The following is a 15,711-nucleotide window of genomic DNA, read 5'->3' as shown; positions in this document are numbered from 1 at the left end:
ATTGCATAGGTCAAATTGTTAAAGAACGTTGACTTGAAGAAGCGTCGCTTCTCACCGTCAGGGCTGCGAATTTTACGCTGCCGGGCGATGAAGTCAAGAAGAAATTTTGAGATTTTTCAGCGTTGCTCTTGCAACCCTCAAAACACCTTATTGACTTGCCTCTCGGGGTGAATTTCCCTTTGAAGCGGGCGGCCATTTTACTGATTCGAAACAGCGCGTCAAGCGTTTATTTCAACTCAATTTTTGAGGCCTTCGCCGTACCGATTTGAGGGGGCGTTTCCGCAGTGGAAGCCGCTCTCCGTGTCGGTGAAGCGGCATTATAGAGACTAGGATCACATTGGCAAGGGAATTTATTGGTTTTTTTTCCGATCGAACACAATTCAACCTAAACTTTGAAAAACACAACAAATTGCAACATTAGATAGCCGTCACATTCACTTACTAGCAATAAGAACTCAATATCCGTAATATCAACCCGACAATTGTATTTATTTTAGTCAGCATTGATTTCGATTCTTCATGCTATTTCTTCTAACCGACGTTTACTTTAGACGATTATGAAAACATCTATCAGCTTGCTTATTACTGCAGCCATCGCATTGCTTGGTGCATTGCTTTTAAACAACTCTACTTTAATTGCCAGTACTGGTTATGCATTCGCTCTTGGTGCTATTACAACAGGTATTGCCATTTCTCTTTTTTCTACTAAATCTTCAGGCGATATTTCAGACTCTACTCCTTCCACCAGCAAAACCATCTATGTAGGTAACCTTCCTTACCGCGCTAACGAGAACGACGTAAAGGAATTGTTCTCTAAACATGGTGAAGTATTTGCCGTGCGTTTAATGAAAGATAAACGTACTGGGAAGCGACGTGGTTTTGGATTTGTCGTGATTGCAGCGGGAGATGCCCCTGAAGCAATAGAGGCATTAAACAACAGTGAATATGGAGAAAGGACGCTAAAAGTTAGAGAGGCGAATGATCCTAGAAAATCGGAGCGCGGTTAATAGTTGCAAATCCCAACTTTTCCAGCTCTTGATTTAGCGCTTCCTCTTCTTTAACTGGAGCGCTGCTAAAAACTAAATGTTTAGCTTTACTGAGGGAGGTCTTTTGATCTCCCTCTTTTAATAATGTCACTACACGATTTGCTATTGCGCTTCCTGAATCAATTACCAGACACTGCTCGCCCAGAATGTCTTCAATTTCTTCTTTGAGTAATGGAAAGTGCGTACAACCCAATACAATGCAGTCTGTTTTATTAATAAACGGTGACAGCACTTGTTTTAATAATTGTTTATCGACTGGCGTACCACGTAATTTCCCCTCTCCCATTTGTACTAGCTCTGTTGAGCCAACCATTTCTACTTGGCAATCGGGCGCAAATTCTTTAACCAGTTGGTGTGTATAGGACCGTCTTACTGTTGCCGGCGTCGCCAAAAGGCCAATACATTTGGATTTGCTTAGCGTAGCGGCTGGTTTAATAGCGGGGACAACACCAACAACCGGAATACTCAGTAATGAGCGGAGATGCGGAAGCACCAGAGTACTGGCTGTGTTGCAGGCGATAATCACGAGTGTAATATCGTGCTCATTACAGATAGCTGACACCATGCCGCACACACGTTGGACAAGCACATCGTCCACCAGCTCTCCATAAGGAAAGGCTTCGTTATCAAAGGCATATACAACATGCTGTTCCGGCAATACCTGAGCCACTTCCTTATAAACAGAAAGCCCACCCACACCAGAATCAAAAATCAGCACACTCTTCACGCTATAACCCTTCGTTATCTAATTGCGACGCAATCATACTTTGTGCGCCATCCAATTTGAATCTTTCAACTAACGAGACGATAGCTGAGGTGATGGAATCTCCCCTCTCGCTGAAAGCCAGTGATCTCGATATCGAGTGGGTATTGAAAGCAAGGTGCGTCCGTGACAATAGTGTGGAATTCTCCGTCTTCACCGCAAGGGTCACAACCTAAAGGTAAGTCAGCAATCAATGCTGAGTTGTAATCTCTTCCGAGGTACTTTCCGTCCAACTGAGAAGTATCAACAGTTGACAGTGTCGTCTTAATGCCTGAAGCAATGATTTCGTTTGCAAGCACCTCACTTCCCTCACCGAGCAATGGAAAAACACACTCCCAGCCCTGAGGTTCAATATAGCTTCTGCGGTATTCTTCGATGCCATTGCAGAACATATCGCCAAACGCTACGGCATCCACATTTAGCCCGCTGCCGCGTATACCTTCGACAACCATCTTCTGATAAACACCATTAGGAGGAAAGACTTCATTGAGTTCAATAAGCACCAGGGGTAATCCAATGCTTTCCGCCTGCGCTTTAACAACATCAATTGGCGTTGCCTGGAATGGAACCGCTCCCGCCACATAGGTGGTATAAAGCCCGACAACTTGATATCTGTCGTCTTCCAGCAGTCGACACAATGTCAGGGTTGAGTCCTTACCGGATGACCAACTGACAATAACGCGTTTTTTCATAAGTGTGCCTGAAAGTAAAAAGCCGCCCTTAGGCGGCTTAGTTGAGTTTAGAAGCGGTAGTCTGCACTTAAATAATAAGCACGTTCAGGTGATGGATACCCAGCGGCAGTTTCGTACTCTTCATCTGTCAAATTATCAATGCGGGCATTCAACGTCAGATGCTCATTTGCAAAGTAGTTGACCGAGAAATCGAACAGGCTGTATGCGCTTAACTCCTTGCTGAAGTCTTTGCGCTTACCGACATATTGATAGCCCAAAGACACATCAAACTGCTCGAAAGAAACAATACCGTTGTATTTGTATTGCTGCTTCGCACGACGCACTAGCGTATTGCCGTCCTTGTCTTCAGGGTCTTTGAAATCAGCGCTGATTTGATGGCTGACAAAGCCAGTATCGAACTCTGACGTGATCTCCACACCACGCAGGGTGCTTTCACCATCAATGTTGAGGTACGAGTTTGTCGCAAAGTCGTAATCAATCAAATCATCAATCTTGGTGTTATAGCCCGTAATAGACCAGTACAAATCCTTTATCTGGCCTGATAACGTCAGCTCAAGAGACTCTGCTGATTCTGGTTTCAGGTTCTTGTTGCCGTAGGAGCTGTAGAGCTGGAACAAGTTTGGAGCTTTAAATGCCGTGCCGTAAGACAGCTTTGCCGTCAACTTGTCGGTCAAATGATAGCCTGCACCAAGGTTATAGGTACCTTCTCTGCCAAACTGTTCGTTGTCATCTAGGCGCGCGCTCACTTCACCGAATACTTTGTCTGCTTCAAACAAGCCTACGCCGTAAAAAGCCAGGTTCGTGCGGTCATGTTTGCTGTTTGAGGCATTAACAATTAATGCTTCATCACGCCAATCCACGCCACCAGCCAACGTCACCACATCATTCAGGGTATATTGGGTGTTCCACTGGAAGTTTAACTGCTGCAGATCTTCAGATTGAACTGAGCCTTTGCCTTTCGCCTGTTCATAGTTCCAATCTGACTGATCTTGCCAACTAAACTGGAACTGAGATGACAGAGGATCAGCTGTGTAATTTACGCCACCTGCCAATGACAGGTTTTCCACCGTAGATTCGTTGTAAGAACGGGAGCTGAATGACCCATCGTACTGCGAAACATTGTCATAGGCCCTTACACTGCCAAACGCTTCCCACTGTTTGGAAAACTGATGGCTGTATCCCACAAGGCCATTTTTCGACTCATAGCCGTGCTTATCACCTGCATTGAATTCATTTGGACGAACGTTGTAACCATCGTCGCCATCAAAACCCAAAGCAAAATTAAGCTGACCGTTATCGGCAATCTCTAAACCTGAAGAAACAGACGCTTCACGATAATCCAAACTGCCCAAACCCACCGTCAGCCTTGTTGATTGGTCGGAGTTATTGTTTGCACGAGTGATGATGTTGATAACACCGCCAATCGCTTCTGAACCATACAAAGACGCACGTGCACCACGAACATATTCAATACGTTCAACAAACGTGAGCGGCAACTGGCTGAAGTCAACATTGCCTTTCGCCGCACGTGCAAAACGGATTCCATCCACCAGAACCAGCACTTGATCCGAGTTCGCACCACGAACGAAAAGAGAGGCTTGTTGGCCACGGCCGCCATTTTGTGATACTTGGATGCCGGTCATGCGGCGAAAGACATCAATCAGGGTTTTCGCCTGTATCCGGTCAATATCATCGCGGGTAACCACTTCAACTTGCGCAGCGAGGGATTGCGTGCTCTGTGCTAAACGGTTGGCCGTCACCACAATAGTCTCGGTGGCAGCGGTATCTTGAGCGAAAGAAAGAGGGGCGTGCGCAAACGCAGCCCATGGCAGCATACCTGCTGCAAGTAGCTTTTTAGACATATCAGATCCAAATATCGCGTGTATCCAATGATGTCAGGAGATCCTGAAACCATATTGTGACCCAGCTGATATTCGGACTTAGAGACAGCCTACAGTGACGACTTCCCACATTTAAATGCAGTGTCTGGCCTTCGCCATGTCACTTTCGTTTCTCTTTACCGCTGCGCGCCAGTTCCGGAGTTTCACCGGATTCCCAGCTGGAGTGAAAGCGCGCAGATTATAGAGAAATCAGCGCGCTATTGATACATAGATATTGAGAACTTAATCTCATTCGTCTGGGAAATGGGTGAATTGTGCTTGGCAGCGCATTCAGTAACTGAGGCTGACAAACTCCACTTCTTCCACATCTAACTTCATCTTGATGTACACCGTCAGTACAAAGAAGAAGTTAGCGAGGAGGTTAGCAAAGCGTGGCAGCTCTGGCTCAAAGGTTACGCCTGATTCATCTAAGCGGTGAAGTAAGCGTACGGTTTTCTTTGAGCCCGTGCGGCACTGATGCAGCGCCATTACACCAACCGGACCTCTTGGTAGCACAAAGCGGTTAATACGGCCACGGCTCAGTTCGTTGTAGTAATCATATCTGGCATGCAGCCACTCCAAGTCTTCTTCAAAGATGGCTGTCTTCCCACGCACTGAACCATTGAGGTGATAAATTTTCGGATGAAGAGTCTCCAGATCCTCCCGCACATCATCAAAACCTTCCGGCAAGGTTGCCAGTGCCATTCCCACCAGACTGCAAAGCTCGTCAGTGTGGATTTCATAGTCGCAGGTCAACGCCGATTCATAGATAAACGGATAACAAATCTCTTTGCGATTTTTTGGTTTTCGAAAGCTCATGACAAGGCTCGGTCTGATTAAAGTGTGCCAATATTATCCCAAGGCGTAGGTTTACGCTTCTACTGGCGAAAAAGTCAGCGAAAAGGCTGGACAATATGGTTCCGCTACTTACAATTTGCGCTCATTTTTAGTTATGCAGGTTAGGTAATATGAGCAATACCCTGATTGACACCACCCAATATCAGGCGCAGTTGGACGAGAAAATCGCGCGTATGCAAGGCGCGTTTGCCGAGTTCAATGCTCCTGAGCTGGAAGTGTTTCCATCTCCAGACAAACACTACCGCATGCGTGCGGAATTCCGTGTCTGGCATGAAGGGGATGACCTCTATTACATCATGTTCAATCAGGAGACAAAGCAGAAGTACCGTGTGGACCAGTTCCCGCAGGCAAGCCGCATTATCAACGATCTGATGCCACTGCTGGTTGATGCTATCCGTCCGATTGAAAGCCTGCGTCGCAAACTGTTCCAGGTGGACTTCCTGTCGACCCTGAGCGGTGAAGTGCTGGTTTCGATGCTTTACCACCGTCAGCTTGACGAAGAGTGGGAGGCGAATGCACACATGCTGAAGCAACGTCTGAACGATGAAGGCTTCAACCTGAACCTGATTGGCCGCGCGCGTAAGCAAAAAATCGTGATTGACCGCGATTACGTGGTAGAAAAGCTGAGCGTTAATGATCGCACCCTGACCTACCAGCAAATTGAAAACAGCTTCACCCAGCCAAATGGGAAAGTGGCAGAGAAGATGCTTGAGTGGGCAGTGGATTGTACTCAGGACAGCACAGGTGATCTGCTCGAACTCTATTGCGGTAACGGTAATTTTTCGTTGGCACTGGCGGACAACTTCGATCGCGTTTTGGCAACAGAACTGGCTAAGCCTTCTGTTGAGTCTGCGCAGTGGAACATTGCTGCGAACAAAATCGACAATGTCCAAATCATCCGTATGTCTGCAGAAGAATTCACGGAAGCGATGGAAGGTAAACGCGAGTTCCGCCGCTTACAGCAAGCTCGCGTGGATCTGAAAAGCTACAATTGCAACACTATCTTTGTCGATCCACCACGTTCTGGTATGGACGAAGGTACATGCCGCATGGTGCAGGCATATGACCGCATTCTGTATATCTCCTGTAATCCGGAGACACTGAAAGAGAACTTGGATATTCTGTCAGAAACACACCGCATCACACGTTTTGCGCTGTTTGACCAGTTCCCTTACACCCACCACATGGAAGCAGGTGTGCTACTCGAGCGTAAGTAAACGCTGAGAAAAGAAAAGGCGCCTAAGGCGCCTTTTTTTGTTTTTGTTACCAGTACTACTCTTCGACAGGTGTTTCTTCTTTCTTGCTGCCGACACTCAGCCAGCGCATCTTGAACGCCACCCAGAATGCCAATAGCATGGTCACGATGATGGAGAAAAAGTTACCACCCAGTTCTGGTACCTGCATGCGTACAAACGCCGAGTAACCAAACGCGCCCACCAGGAAACAGGCAAACGCGATGAGCGGTGTGCCGTCGGTCAGCGGTTGAGTGACATGCTGCTGATAGAAGCAGTACACCGCCAGAATGAAGGCGATGATGGGGAAAACGGAGAATGCAACGCTGTCGATGAAAAGCGTTGCCAGTGATGCGCTACCACATAGACCTGCGATCACTGCGAGAAGGAGAAATTTACGCTCTGATTGGTGATTCTGTTCCATATTACTTACCTGCCTGAAGACAACTTATCCTTGAGAGCATTGCGTTCGCGTTCTTTGCGGTACCAATATGCGCCTTTCGCGATAATGCGCAGCTGGGTCACCAGACGTTCCGCGAGTTCAGCACGTGCGCGTTTGTCCAAATCCAGTGCCTCTGCACCGGAGCTGAATACCAAAGTCACACATGCCTCTGCCTGATTATAGGCTTCATCTCGGGTCGATCCGGCTGTCGCCTGGAAATATTCCGTTAGCTCAGCGATAAAGTGTTGAATTTCACGTGCTACTGCTGCACGAAAAGCCGTAGAGGTACCGGAACGTTCACGCAATAGCAGCCTGAATACGTTGGGGCTGCTTTCGATAAATTCCATAAAGGTTTCGACTGACGTTCTGACAACGCTACCCTCGGTGGCGATACGTTGGCGAGCTTGTCGCATCAATTGACGCAACAACAAGCCTCCCTCATCCACCATGGTCAGGCCAAGTTCGTCCATATCTTTGAAGTGACGATAAAACGACGTCGGTGCAATACCGGCTTCACGTGCCACTTCGCGTAAGCTGAGACTGGAAAAGCTTCGGTCTGCGCTGAGTTGGCTGAAAGCCGCATCAATTAGCGTTCGCCGGGTTTTTTCTTTCTGTTGAGCTCTAATTCCCATCGTCAGTGTTTTACCTCATGAAATCTAACCGCAAACTATACTCGGTTTTTATAGCGAGTTCAGTGCTTATACTCCACTTTCCGAAAAGCGATATCAGATCACCTGTGTTTCGTGCAATTAACATCATAAACGGCCTGTTTTTACGTTAAGTAGCGTGATCACCTACGCTGAATAGAAGTGAGTTGATTCTCGCCAAGCCTTGTGAGCGCTACACTTAGCCAGCAATCCTTAACATAATGAAAACAAAAGGCCATACGGACATGAGCAAAGCGACCCCTACATCGTCTAACCATTTTGATGTCATCGTAATAGGTAGTGGGCCCGGCGGCGAAGGTGCTGCAATGGGCCTCACCAAGGCGGGTTTACGCGTCGCGGTGATTGAAAAAGAAGGTACCGTTGGCGGCGGGTGTACCCACTGGGGCACCATTCCATCCAAAGCGTTGAGACACACCGTCAGCCGTATTATCGAGTTCAACCAGAGCCCGATTTATACTGGCGACAACAAGCAGGTACACAGTACCTTTTCCGCCATTCTTGGCCATGCCCAATCAGTTATTGGCAAACAGACCCGCATGCGTCAGGGCTTTTATGACAGGAACCTCTGCAGCATCATTCACGGCAGTGCCAAATTCAGCGGCACGCACGAAATCGAAGTGAAAGCCGCGGATGGCAGTGTCGATAAATACACAGCTGACAAATTCGTGATCGCAACCGGTTCACGCCCATACCGCCCGAAAGATGTCGACTTCAAGCATCCACGTATCTATGACAGTGACTCTATCCTCTCGTTGCAGCACGATCCTCGCCACGTCATCATTTACGGAGCAGGTGTTATCGGCAGCGAATATGCGTCTATCTTCCGAGGTCTCGGTATCAAAGTGGATTTGATCAATACCCGTGACCGTCTGCTTTCGTTTCTTGATAACGAAATGTCAGACTCGCTTTCCTACCACTTCTGGAACAGCGGCGTTCTGATACGTAATGATGAGACCTACGAGAAAATCGAAGGCACCAAAGACGGCGTTATCCTTCACCTTCAGTCCGGCAAGAAGATGAAAGCTGACTGTATTTTGTTTGCCAATGGCCGTACCGGTAATACTGATGCGCTGAACCTGAAAGCCGTCGGTTTGAAGGCAGATTCACGTGGCCAGCTGAAAGTAAACGATAATTACGGCACCGAAGTAGAGCACGTTTATGCTGTTGGTGATGTAATTGGTTATCCAAGCCTTGCGAGTGCAGCTTACGATCAGGGTCGAATCGTTGCTCAGGCAATGGTAGAAGGTCAGGCCCAAGGTCGTCTTATCGATCATATCCCAACCGGAATTTACACTATTCCGGAAATCAGCTCAGTGGGTAAAACCGAGCAGGAGCTGACCGCGGCAAAAGTACCTTATGAAGTGGGCCGCGCGCAGTTCAAACATTTGGCACGTGCACAGATTGCGGGCATGGATGTGGGAAGCCTGAAAATCCTGTTCCACCGCGAAACCAAAGAGATCTTGGGGATCCACTGTTTTGGTGAGCGTGCGGCGGAGATCATCCACATCGGCCAGGCGATCTTTGAGCAAAAAGGGGAAGGGAATACATTGGATTACTTTATCAATACCACCTTCAACTACCCGACCATGGCAGAAGCCTACCGCGTAGCCGCATTGAACGGCCTTAACCGTCTGTTCTGATTTGCTAACAGGCAATAAAAAACGGAGCTTCTGCTCCGTTTTTTGTCTCTGGACGATGGCGAAAACTGGTTGTGTTAACCTTCCAACCTCACAATCTGTCGCCAAGGCAGTTCGGTATCACCCAGTACAATGAAATTCGGGTTTTCCAGTGAATCCCGCTCGTTGTAGGACAGCGGTGAAAGCGTCATATCCAGAATACGTCCGCCCGCTTCCTCCACGATGCATTGGGTTGCCGCCGTGTCCCATTCGCCGGTTGGGCCAAGGCGAAGATAACAATCCACCGCCCCTTCTGCGACTAAGCAAGACTTGAGCGCTGCAGAGCCTAAAGGTACCAAGTCATAGTTGCGGCTTGGTTCAAGGCGGTCAGTGATCGCTTTGATGTCCTGGCGGCGACTGATCGCAATCGACAGGGAAGCCAATTCGTCTTCATGCTTGAGGATAGACAGACGGTGTTTTTCACCATCAGGCATCACCTTCCAAGCACCAAGACCCTTGGCTGCATAGTATGAGACGCCTGACACTGGACCATACACCACGCCCATCACCGGCTGGTTGTTTTCCACCAGCGCGATAATGGTGGCGAAGTCACCACTTCCAGCAATGAATTCCTGGGTGCCATCCAGTGGATCCACCAGCCAGTAGCGCTCCCAATTACCTCGTTCAGCAAAGGGAATCGACGCGTCTTCTTCTGACAACACAGGAATATCAGGGGTTAGCGCACTCAGGCGCTCAGTAACCAACTTGTGCGCCGCGAGATCGGCACTGGTCACCGGTGTGTCATCGCTTTTGATGTTCTTTTCAAATTCACCACGCTGATAGATATCCAGGATCACCTGACCGGAAGCCCGGGCAATCTCTATCACGGGTTGAAGCAGTTGTGACAGCTCCATGTAACACTCCTCTTGGGCTCTCACACTACGACTTTGTCCAATGGTCTTTGGTCACGAAGTGATCAACGGCCGGAAAGCTCTCTCAAGGCCAACAGTAATGCGGTAATACTGCGCGCTTCCCCAAAATCGACGTGAGATAACAATTCTTCTGCCTGTGCGACGGGCCAACGGACCAATTCCAACGGCTCAGGTTCATCGCCCTCGAGCTTCTCTGGATACAGGTCCTGCGCCAGCAGCAGGGTCATTTTGCTGGAAAAGTAAGACGGTGCGAGCACCACTTCTTTCAGCGGGAACAATTGATGGGCACCGAAACCAATTTCTTCTTTAAGTTCTCGGTTTGCCGCTTCTAAGGCGGTCTCACCAGGATCAATCAGCCCCTTTGGAAAGCCTAGTTCATAACGTTCAGTTCCGGCAGCGTATTCGCGAACCAGCAGTAAATCGCCGTTTTCTGTTACCGGCACCACCATCACAGCATTGCGACCGCTTGGCTTCATACGCTCATAAATGCGCTCTTCACCGTTACTGAACCTTAAATCCAGAGCTTCAATCTGGAACAGGCGCGACTTGGCAACAACCTTGGCGTCCAGAATTTCAGGTGGAATGTGCTTTTTCATGCTTACTCTCCCGAAAAGGCGTTAACCGCTGAAACTGAGGCGATAACGGCCTTCACTGTCCGGATTGCCCAAAAAGCCAAGTTGGCCACGCATGCCTTCCGGAAAATCGTCGCCCGGGGCAAACCAGCCATTCAGGCTGTAGCGTTGATCCGGTGACAACGAGATATTGAATTCGGTTTCAATCGCGTCAGACGCACTGTCACCATCCAGCACTAGCTGACCTTCATTACAAGACAGCTGCGCTACCACCAATCCCGGCTCAATCGTACCGATGGGTGAAGCGACATTGCCCTGGGACCAGGCTAGGTTGCCCGCGAGCACTTCGCAGAAAGGCTGCTGGGCAAACAGGTAATCCCGTACGGTTAAATCAAACTGTCCCGACAGACTAACAGGCAATGGATATGGAATAAACGACTGCACGATATTGGCTGATGCGGATAAAAGCAGGTTATTGGCGTAAATACCACCTAAGCTGTAGCCCACGTTTCCACGGGCAGATAGCCCCGGCGTCCCCGAAAGACGCAGATCGACATCCGCCTTACCGGTGAAGAGTTTCAGTGGATTGAACTGCCACTTCAGTGTGCCCATCGGTTGACCTTGCCAGGAAAACTTCGCGGCAGAGCCATTCCATAATGTGCCGGAAACACCACTGAGCTCCAGCCCCTGAACCGGTGGAAGCTGGCGTACGACCAGGTTGGCAGGAATATGAACAATTGCACTACCTACCAGGACCACAAGGAAAAGAAAGCTCCAAAGGATCACTCGTTTCATCTTACCCTCTTCCCAACTGCAGTCGTTTTACTTCAACGACACCTTGAGTGTCGGTTTTGCCAACATCAATAAATTTCACTTCCACACCATGATTGGTGGAAAGGAAATCAAGCCAGCTGATGAGTGAATTGAAAGGCATAGGTTTCAGCCATACCTGAATTTCTTCACGTTGTGGCTGTAAGCGAACGATTTCCAAGTTGTAGCGCTTCACCGTTGTCGTCACGGATTGGTTAAGTGGTAGGGCGCTCACCTGACCGCTGTTTCCAGCCACACGACGCAATGCTTGGATTTCGGCTGCTTTGCCATTCACCCAAGTCAACAGATTACGTTCACTAACTAAACGTTGTTGTGCCTGCTCGGCGCGAACCTGAAGCGGACTCACGACACCCCAGTAAAGGGCGCCCAAAACCAATACCGCAGTTGCCACACTCAGCAAGCGCTGTTCGCGACGAGACAGTCCTTTCCAATAAGCTATCAATGCTTTCATGATGGCTCCTTACGCAACACAAAAGCGCCGGTCACGGTTTGCTGGTCACGGCTTAACTGCCCGAGCTCTGTGTTGTATTTGGTCGACAAAGCTTCACGCAACTTCTCGAAATCCCCAAAGTCTTTGCCACGCGCATTCAGGCGAAGCTCACCCCGATCCTGATCGAATCTCAGTGCATCAAGCTGGATACCTGGCGCTGATTCTAAAAGCGGGCCTAGTTCTGACATCCACACCATCACACCCGATTGATTGCCACCACCGGAGAGTCTGCTCAATTCCCCTTCGATGATACGACGCATGTAACTTGTGGTCGGAATACGCTGGTTTTGCGGCAAAAGCTTACGTACTTTGGCTTCACTTTGTTCGCGATATTGTGCGGCTTGCGCTTCCATCTGGTAGATATCTGCGACCTTTTCGCCCCCCAACACTGCTAGCAATACCGCAGCGGCAATCGCGGCACCACGCCAAGGTTTAAGGTGCTTGTAGATTTGGTTTTGCGGTTTGTAACGCCCTGCCAGAAGGTTGTGACGGCTTTGCATCGCCTGCTGCGCCAGCAACAACATCACCAGTTCGCAAGGTTCAGCTTTCCAATTATCACCCATGTCTTCAGGTATATTCGAATAGCTATAAACCGTTTTAATACCGTCTTCGTCCTGTGCACTATTCAGGCTTTGCAACCAAACAGGCAACCAACCTTCTTCCGCTGAACTGCCCTCAAGTTCATCGGTGCGTAGCAGCCAGCGATGATTGAGCTTTGCCGCACTGTAGCCGTCATCATGCAGAGGCAGGCACAAACAATCCGGCACCAGTTTGCGAACATGTAGGCCAACATCGGCCAAATCGTCCAGCCAACGTTCCAGCAACTTATGCTCAATCACTGCCACATTGGCAATTTCACCGCTTTTACCTAGTAAAGTGATATGAACCTGATCGACATCCTGTGCCAAATCATCTTCTAAAAGGAAAGGTAAAACCGTGTCGAGCTGGCGCTCGCTACCCGCAGGGATCATCGCCGTGGTCAGCGTCATTGCTGCACTGTCAGCCAATGCAACTACGTCCCGGTCAGCCGCATAATCTGTCAGCTGTGACAAGCTTTCGGCTTCGCCGGAAGCAATCACTTCCTGCTGTGCTGGTGACCAGACCAGCCAAGGGATCGGCTCCTGCGGATCACTGTTAAGCCTGATTGTCAGGATCTCGCTCACTCATTCCTCCAAAGCGACGACGGATAACAGTTACCGCGCCGTTATCATCCCTCTGCAGCAAAGAACGCAGTCGTAGCGTTATGCTGTCGAGGGTAATTTCTGTGTCTAATTCAAAGTAGCGGCTGCGCACATCCAGATATGGCTGCAATCGCTCCCTTTCTTCTTGTTCAATACCCGCCAGTACTGGCTCGGCCAAAAAGCTGGCCACATCTGGCCAACCATCAACTGCATTTCTTCCGTTGATCAACTCTTTTGCCTGATCCTCAGAAAGGTTCGGGTGGAAGATAGCGCTCAAGATAGGAGCATCTTCCTCAGTCAGCGTGTTGACGTTCACCACCAGTTTGTCGTTGGGAACGGCACAAAGCAGAGGACTGACTTTATCGAATATTTCCTGTGTCACGCCATTGATCGCACGCCACTCGGAAATGTCCGCAATAAAACTGTTAGGCGCCACATGCGGCTGCGGTCGAGCTTCATATTCACTGTCTTCCACACCAAGAGGCGACTGCACATTGGTGTCGGTGTCGATAAACTCCCAGGTTGCTGCAGCTGCCGTTTCTGCTTCGAAGCTATCGATGCCCTGCGATTCAATCAATTGCTGAAAAGACACCACCAGTTTCGGATTGGTGCCGTTTTCCGTCGGTTTAACACTGCGGAGTCCATTAACGTTAAAACACGCCTGTTGGTCGAAAACGTTACCTGTCGCCTGTCCGCCTTCAAGCGGATAAACCTGATCGCGCACTGCCCAGGGTTGGCTCAATGTCACTGTGTCTTCGCTGTCGAAGCTTTCTTCAATACCGAAGCGTGCCAGTGATTCGACCGACTGTGCGAACCAGTAAGCCTGCTGGTAACGCACCTGACTTTCCGCACGGTTAAAGTTCACAAACATGCGACCTGACATGCTGACCGCAACCGTCGTCATCAATGCCATGATGAGCAGCACCACCAGAAGCGCTACACCGTGCTGAGATTGACGACGCATCATGGCGTGTTCACCACAGGTGGTGCGATGGTCTGTCCCGGCAGCAAATACACACGGGTCAGTTCACCATAACGTTCTGTTTCCATCACCACCCGAATCGCTTTTGGCATTTCAAGCGGTGTGTCCCAATCTTTTTTCCAACCATCACTGCCTTGCACTTCAAAGCGGATACCTGTGACCCCTTCCATCAGGGGCATCGATGCAGGCTCGGCTGCTGAGCTGTCGTCTGGGTACATCCAGCGGATGCGCTCTAGAGTCTCATCCTGAATGCGGTAACCCACTTTCACCACTTCCCCTCTGGGAAAAAGCTGTTGGGGGTTAATCCAGCCACCACGGACAAAGCGGATTCCCTGAGATTCGGAGTCTAAAAAATCATCACCGAATTCCAGCAAGGTTTCTTTCGCTTCGTCACCACCATTTCGGTACTGACGTGCCAGCATCTGGCGAAAATCACTGTCCATGATGAGAAGTGTTCGTTGCAGGCTTTTCAGCGCATTGCCCACTTCTTCTGTCTGTATATTGCTATTGATAACATTACGGAAAATCTGGTTTGCCGCCACACTCAGGGTGGCAAAAATCATCAAGGCCAACAGCACTTCAATCAGGGTAAAGCCCCTGTCTTTTTTAGTTCGCTGGTACATAGGTCCTCACCGTCACCAGAGAGCTTTGTCTACGTTCATCTCGCCAGACAATGACATCAACTGCACGCAGCAGGTTGTCAGAGGTTGCAATGGGTTTGACCGTCCAAAACCACTCCCGTCCTGCCATTTCTGATTTGCCGTTTTTCGCCGATGAAAGCGGTTTGTCTTCCAACACAAACAACGCCAATTGGTTATCCGCCACCATGGATGCGAAAGTTTTTTCTTCCAGCGCACCTAGCGAATTTACATGCTGGCCGGTCGCATTGAGCACCGCCATGGCCGCCACAGCAAACACAGCCATTGCCACCAGGACTTCAATCAGGGTAAAGCCGCGATGCTTTCTCACTCTTTACCCTCATTCAAGTTCTTAACCTCAAATGTTGCCACATCATTGCCTTTGACCTGCCACAGGCGCTTGTCATCCGCCACAATAGTCAGGGTAAAAGGAATGATTTCACCGTTCCCCATGAGCACGACTTGCGGTTGAGGCGGCTTATTTTCCTCTTCAGCAAACATCTCTTCATCAAACAGGCTTTCTCTGTCAAACAAGCGGTCTTCTTCCGCCACAAAGCCACTGACTTCCAAATCGAGCTCTAATCCTTCCGGCAATGTCACTGAGGTGATGTTGCGCTCTTTCTCCGCAGGCACCCAATCATCACGGGTCAGACGGAGGAGCTGATAGCCATCTTTGTCGACATTGAGCCCAAAGGTTTGGCCTGTCAGCAAAGACTGCTCAGTCCAAAGCTGAATGAGCTGAAAGAAGCGCTGAGCTTCTTCCTTGGCATCATCATTTTTGTTCTGCGGAAGGTTGGGCACCACGATCACGGCGCTGATAGACAGCAGCACTAACACCAGCAGGATTTCCAGCAATGTAAACCCGGACGGGCACCCTCTTCTCATCGA

18 protein-coding genes and 1 riboswitch are annotated in these 15,711 nt (G+C 49.3%); of the genes, 3 read left to right on the top strand and 15 right to left on the bottom strand.

What is annotated here, in order from left to right; genetic code table 11:
* The first annotated feature begins 557 nt into the window (after window positions 1-557).
* A complete protein-coding gene (locus tag GCE9029_RS23600; protein WP_062667491.1) occupies window positions 558-1,007 on the top strand; it encodes an RNA recognition motif domain-containing protein in 450 nt (149 codons plus the stop codon).
* Here GCE9029_RS23600 and murI read toward each other — a convergent pair.
* The 4 genes from murI to GCE9029_RS23580 all read right to left on the bottom strand — a co-directional run bounded on the left by murI (window position 985) and on the right by GCE9029_RS23580 (window position 5,200).
* Window positions 985-1,773 carry a glutamate racemase gene (murI, locus tag GCE9029_RS23595; RefSeq protein WP_082804427.1) on the bottom strand — a complete coding sequence of 263 codons (789 nt, stop codon included), beginning with the start codon at window positions 1,771-1,773 and terminating at the stop codon, window positions 985-987. The two genes, GCE9029_RS23600 and murI, sit on opposite strands and share 23 nt — an antisense overlap.
* 65 nt (window positions 1,774-1,838) lie before the next feature.
* Entirely contained in the window at window positions 1,839-2,501 is a 663-nt protein-coding gene (locus tag GCE9029_RS23590) for a Dph6-related ATP pyrophosphatase (RefSeq protein ID WP_062667486.1), read from the bottom strand.
* 47 nt (window positions 2,502-2,548) lie between these two features.
* Window positions 2,549-4,363, bottom strand: coding sequence for a TonB-dependent vitamin B12 receptor (btuB, locus tag GCE9029_RS23585; RefSeq protein ID WP_062667484.1), 1,815 nt, complete (start codon window positions 4,361-4,363; stop codon window positions 2,549-2,551).
* A gap of 47 nt (window positions 4,364-4,410) precedes the next feature.
* A riboswitch (cobalamin riboswitch) is annotated at window positions 4,411-4,619 on the bottom strand.
* 53 nt (window positions 4,620-4,672) lie between these two features.
* Window positions 4,673-5,200 carry a cobalamin adenosyltransferase family protein gene (locus tag GCE9029_RS23580; RefSeq protein WP_062667482.1) on the bottom strand — a complete coding sequence of 176 codons (528 nt, stop codon included), beginning with the start codon at window positions 5,198-5,200 and terminating at the stop codon, window positions 4,673-4,675.
* 149 nt (window positions 5,201-5,349) lie between these two features.
* Here GCE9029_RS23580 and trmA point away from each other — a divergent pair, with 149 nt between their 5' ends.
* Window positions 5,350-6,456: a tRNA (uridine(54)-C5)-methyltransferase TrmA gene (gene trmA, locus GCE9029_RS23575; protein WP_062667480.1), complete on the top strand. Its 1,107-nt coding sequence runs from the start codon at window positions 5,350-5,352 to the stop codon at window positions 6,454-6,456.
* Between the two features lie 55 nt (window positions 6,457-6,511).
* Here trmA and GCE9029_RS23570 read toward each other — a convergent pair whose 3' ends face one another.
* Window positions 6,512-6,895, bottom strand: coding sequence for a YijD family membrane protein (locus GCE9029_RS23570; protein ID WP_062667478.1), 384 nt, complete (start codon window positions 6,893-6,895; stop codon window positions 6,512-6,514).
* A 5-nt stretch (window positions 6,896-6,900) separates the two neighbouring features.
* Window positions 6,901-7,545: an HTH-type transcriptional repressor FabR gene (gene fabR / locus GCE9029_RS23565; RefSeq protein WP_062667476.1), complete on the bottom strand. Its 645-nt coding sequence runs from the start codon at window positions 7,543-7,545 to the stop codon at window positions 6,901-6,903.
* Window positions 7,546-7,805: 260 nt separating this feature from the next.
* On the opposite strand from fabR, the gene sthA reads away from it, so the two are divergent.
* Window positions 7,806-9,221 carry a Si-specific NAD(P)(+) transhydrogenase gene (gene sthA, locus GCE9029_RS23560; protein WP_062667474.1) on the top strand — a complete coding sequence of 472 codons (1,416 nt, stop codon included), beginning with the start codon at window positions 7,806-7,808 and terminating at the stop codon, window positions 9,219-9,221.
* 74 nt (window positions 9,222-9,295) lie between these two features.
* Here sthA and cysQ read toward each other — a convergent pair whose 3' ends face one another.
* The 9 genes from cysQ to gspH all read right to left on the bottom strand — a co-directional run bounded on the left by cysQ (window position 9,296) and on the right by gspH (window position 15,708).
* Entirely contained in the window at window positions 9,296-10,111 is an 816-nt protein-coding gene (gene cysQ / locus GCE9029_RS23555; RefSeq protein ID WP_062667472.1) for a 3'(2'),5'-bisphosphate nucleotidase CysQ, read from the bottom strand.
* A gap of 62 nt (window positions 10,112-10,173) precedes the next feature.
* Window positions 10,174-10,725, bottom strand: a complete 552-nt coding sequence (gene nudE / locus GCE9029_RS23550) for an ADP compounds hydrolase NudE (protein WP_062667470.1) — start codon at window positions 10,723-10,725, stop codon at window positions 10,174-10,176.
* A 21-nt stretch (window positions 10,726-10,746) separates the two neighbouring features.
* On the bottom strand, window positions 10,747-11,496 hold the full coding sequence (locus GCE9029_RS23545; RefSeq protein WP_062667468.1) for a type II secretion system protein N: 750 nt from the start codon (window positions 11,494-11,496) through the stop codon (window positions 10,747-10,749).
* A 1-nt stretch (window position 11,497) separates the two neighbouring features.
* A complete protein-coding gene (locus tag GCE9029_RS23540; protein WP_062667466.1) occupies window positions 11,498-11,983 on the bottom strand; it encodes a type II secretion system protein M in 486 nt (161 codons plus the stop codon).
* Window positions 11,980-13,185, bottom strand: a complete 1,206-nt coding sequence (gspL, locus tag GCE9029_RS23535) for a type II secretion system protein GspL (protein ID WP_082804426.1) — start codon at window positions 13,183-13,185, stop codon at window positions 11,980-11,982. The genes GCE9029_RS23540 and gspL overlap by 4 nt, the downstream gene beginning before the upstream one ends.
* The gene (gene gspK / locus GCE9029_RS23530) at window positions 13,157-14,167 is read right to left on the bottom strand and encodes a type II secretion system minor pseudopilin GspK (protein ID WP_062667497.1); all 1,011 of its coding nucleotides are present in this window, start codon (window positions 14,165-14,167) and stop codon (window positions 13,157-13,159) included. Before gspK ends, gspL begins: the two co-directional genes overlap by 29 nt.
* Complete coding sequence (gene gspJ / locus GCE9029_RS23525; protein WP_062667464.1) at window positions 14,167-14,808, bottom strand: type II secretion system minor pseudopilin GspJ; 642 nt, start codon at window positions 14,806-14,808, stop codon at window positions 14,167-14,169. Before gspJ ends, gspK begins: the two co-directional genes overlap by 1 nt.
* A complete protein-coding gene (gene gspI, locus GCE9029_RS23520) occupies window positions 14,792-15,154 on the bottom strand; it encodes a type II secretion system minor pseudopilin GspI (RefSeq protein WP_062667462.1) in 363 nt (120 codons plus the stop codon). The genes gspJ and gspI overlap by 17 nt, the downstream gene beginning before the upstream one ends.
* Complete coding sequence (gene gspH / locus GCE9029_RS23515; protein ID WP_062667460.1) at window positions 15,151-15,708, bottom strand: type II secretion system minor pseudopilin GspH; 558 nt, start codon at window positions 15,706-15,708, stop codon at window positions 15,151-15,153. Before gspH ends, gspI begins: the two co-directional genes overlap by 4 nt.
* Between the last annotated feature and the right edge of the window lie 3 nt (window positions 15,709-15,711).

The sequence above is a fragment of the Grimontia celer genome, assembly GCF_900055185.1.
GTDB classification, from domain to species: domain Bacteria; phylum Pseudomonadota; class Gammaproteobacteria; order Enterobacterales; family Vibrionaceae; genus Enterovibrio; species Enterovibrio celer.
This window is presented reverse-complemented; position numbering and strand designations above follow the sequence as displayed.

Coding starts and splice junctions, on each gene's coding strand:
- GCE9029_RS23600 (WP_062667491.1), top strand. CDS start 558: ATGAAAACATCTATCAGCTTGCTTATTACTGCAGCCATCGCATTGCTT.
- GCE9029_RS23590 (WP_062667486.1), bottom strand. CDS start 2,501: ATGAAAAAACGCGTTATTGTCAGTTGGTCATCCGGTAAGGACTCAACC.
- btuB (WP_062667484.1), bottom strand. CDS start 4,363: ATGTCTAAAAAGCTACTTGCAGCAGGTATGCTGCCATGGGCTGCGTTT.
- GCE9029_RS23580 (WP_062667482.1), bottom strand. CDS start 5,200: ATGAGCTTTCGAAAACCAAAAAATCGCAAAGAGATTTGTTATCCGTTT.
- trmA (WP_062667480.1), top strand. CDS start 5,350: ATGAGCAATACCCTGATTGACACCACCCAATATCAGGCGCAGTTGGAC.
- GCE9029_RS23570 (WP_062667478.1), bottom strand. CDS start 6,895: ATGGAACAGAATCACCAATCAGAGCGTAAATTTCTCCTTCTCGCAGTG.
- fabR (WP_062667476.1), bottom strand. CDS start 7,545: ATGGGAATTAGAGCTCAACAGAAAGAAAAAACCCGGCGAACGCTAATT.
- sthA (WP_062667474.1), top strand. CDS start 7,806: ATGAGCAAAGCGACCCCTACATCGTCTAACCATTTTGATGTCATCGTA.
- cysQ (WP_062667472.1), bottom strand. CDS start 10,111: ATGGAGCTGTCACAACTGCTTCAACCCGTGATAGAGATTGCCCGGGCT.
- nudE (WP_062667470.1), bottom strand. CDS start 10,725: ATGAAAAAGCACATTCCACCTGAAATTCTGGACGCCAAGGTTGTTGCC.
- GCE9029_RS23545 (WP_062667468.1), bottom strand. CDS start 11,496: ATGAAACGAGTGATCCTTTGGAGCTTTCTTTTCCTTGTGGTCCTGGTA.
- GCE9029_RS23540 (WP_062667466.1), bottom strand. CDS start 11,983: ATGAAAGCATTGATAGCTTATTGGAAAGGACTGTCTCGTCGCGAACAG.
- gspK (WP_062667497.1), bottom strand. CDS start 14,167: ATGCGTCGTCAATCTCAGCACGGTGTAGCGCTTCTGGTGGTGCTGCTC.
- gspJ (WP_062667464.1), bottom strand. CDS start 14,808: ATGTACCAGCGAACTAAAAAAGACAGGGGCTTTACCCTGATTGAAGTG.
- gspH (WP_062667460.1), bottom strand. CDS start 15,708: ATGAGAAGAGGGTGCCCGTCCGGGTTTACATTGCTGGAAATCCTGCTG.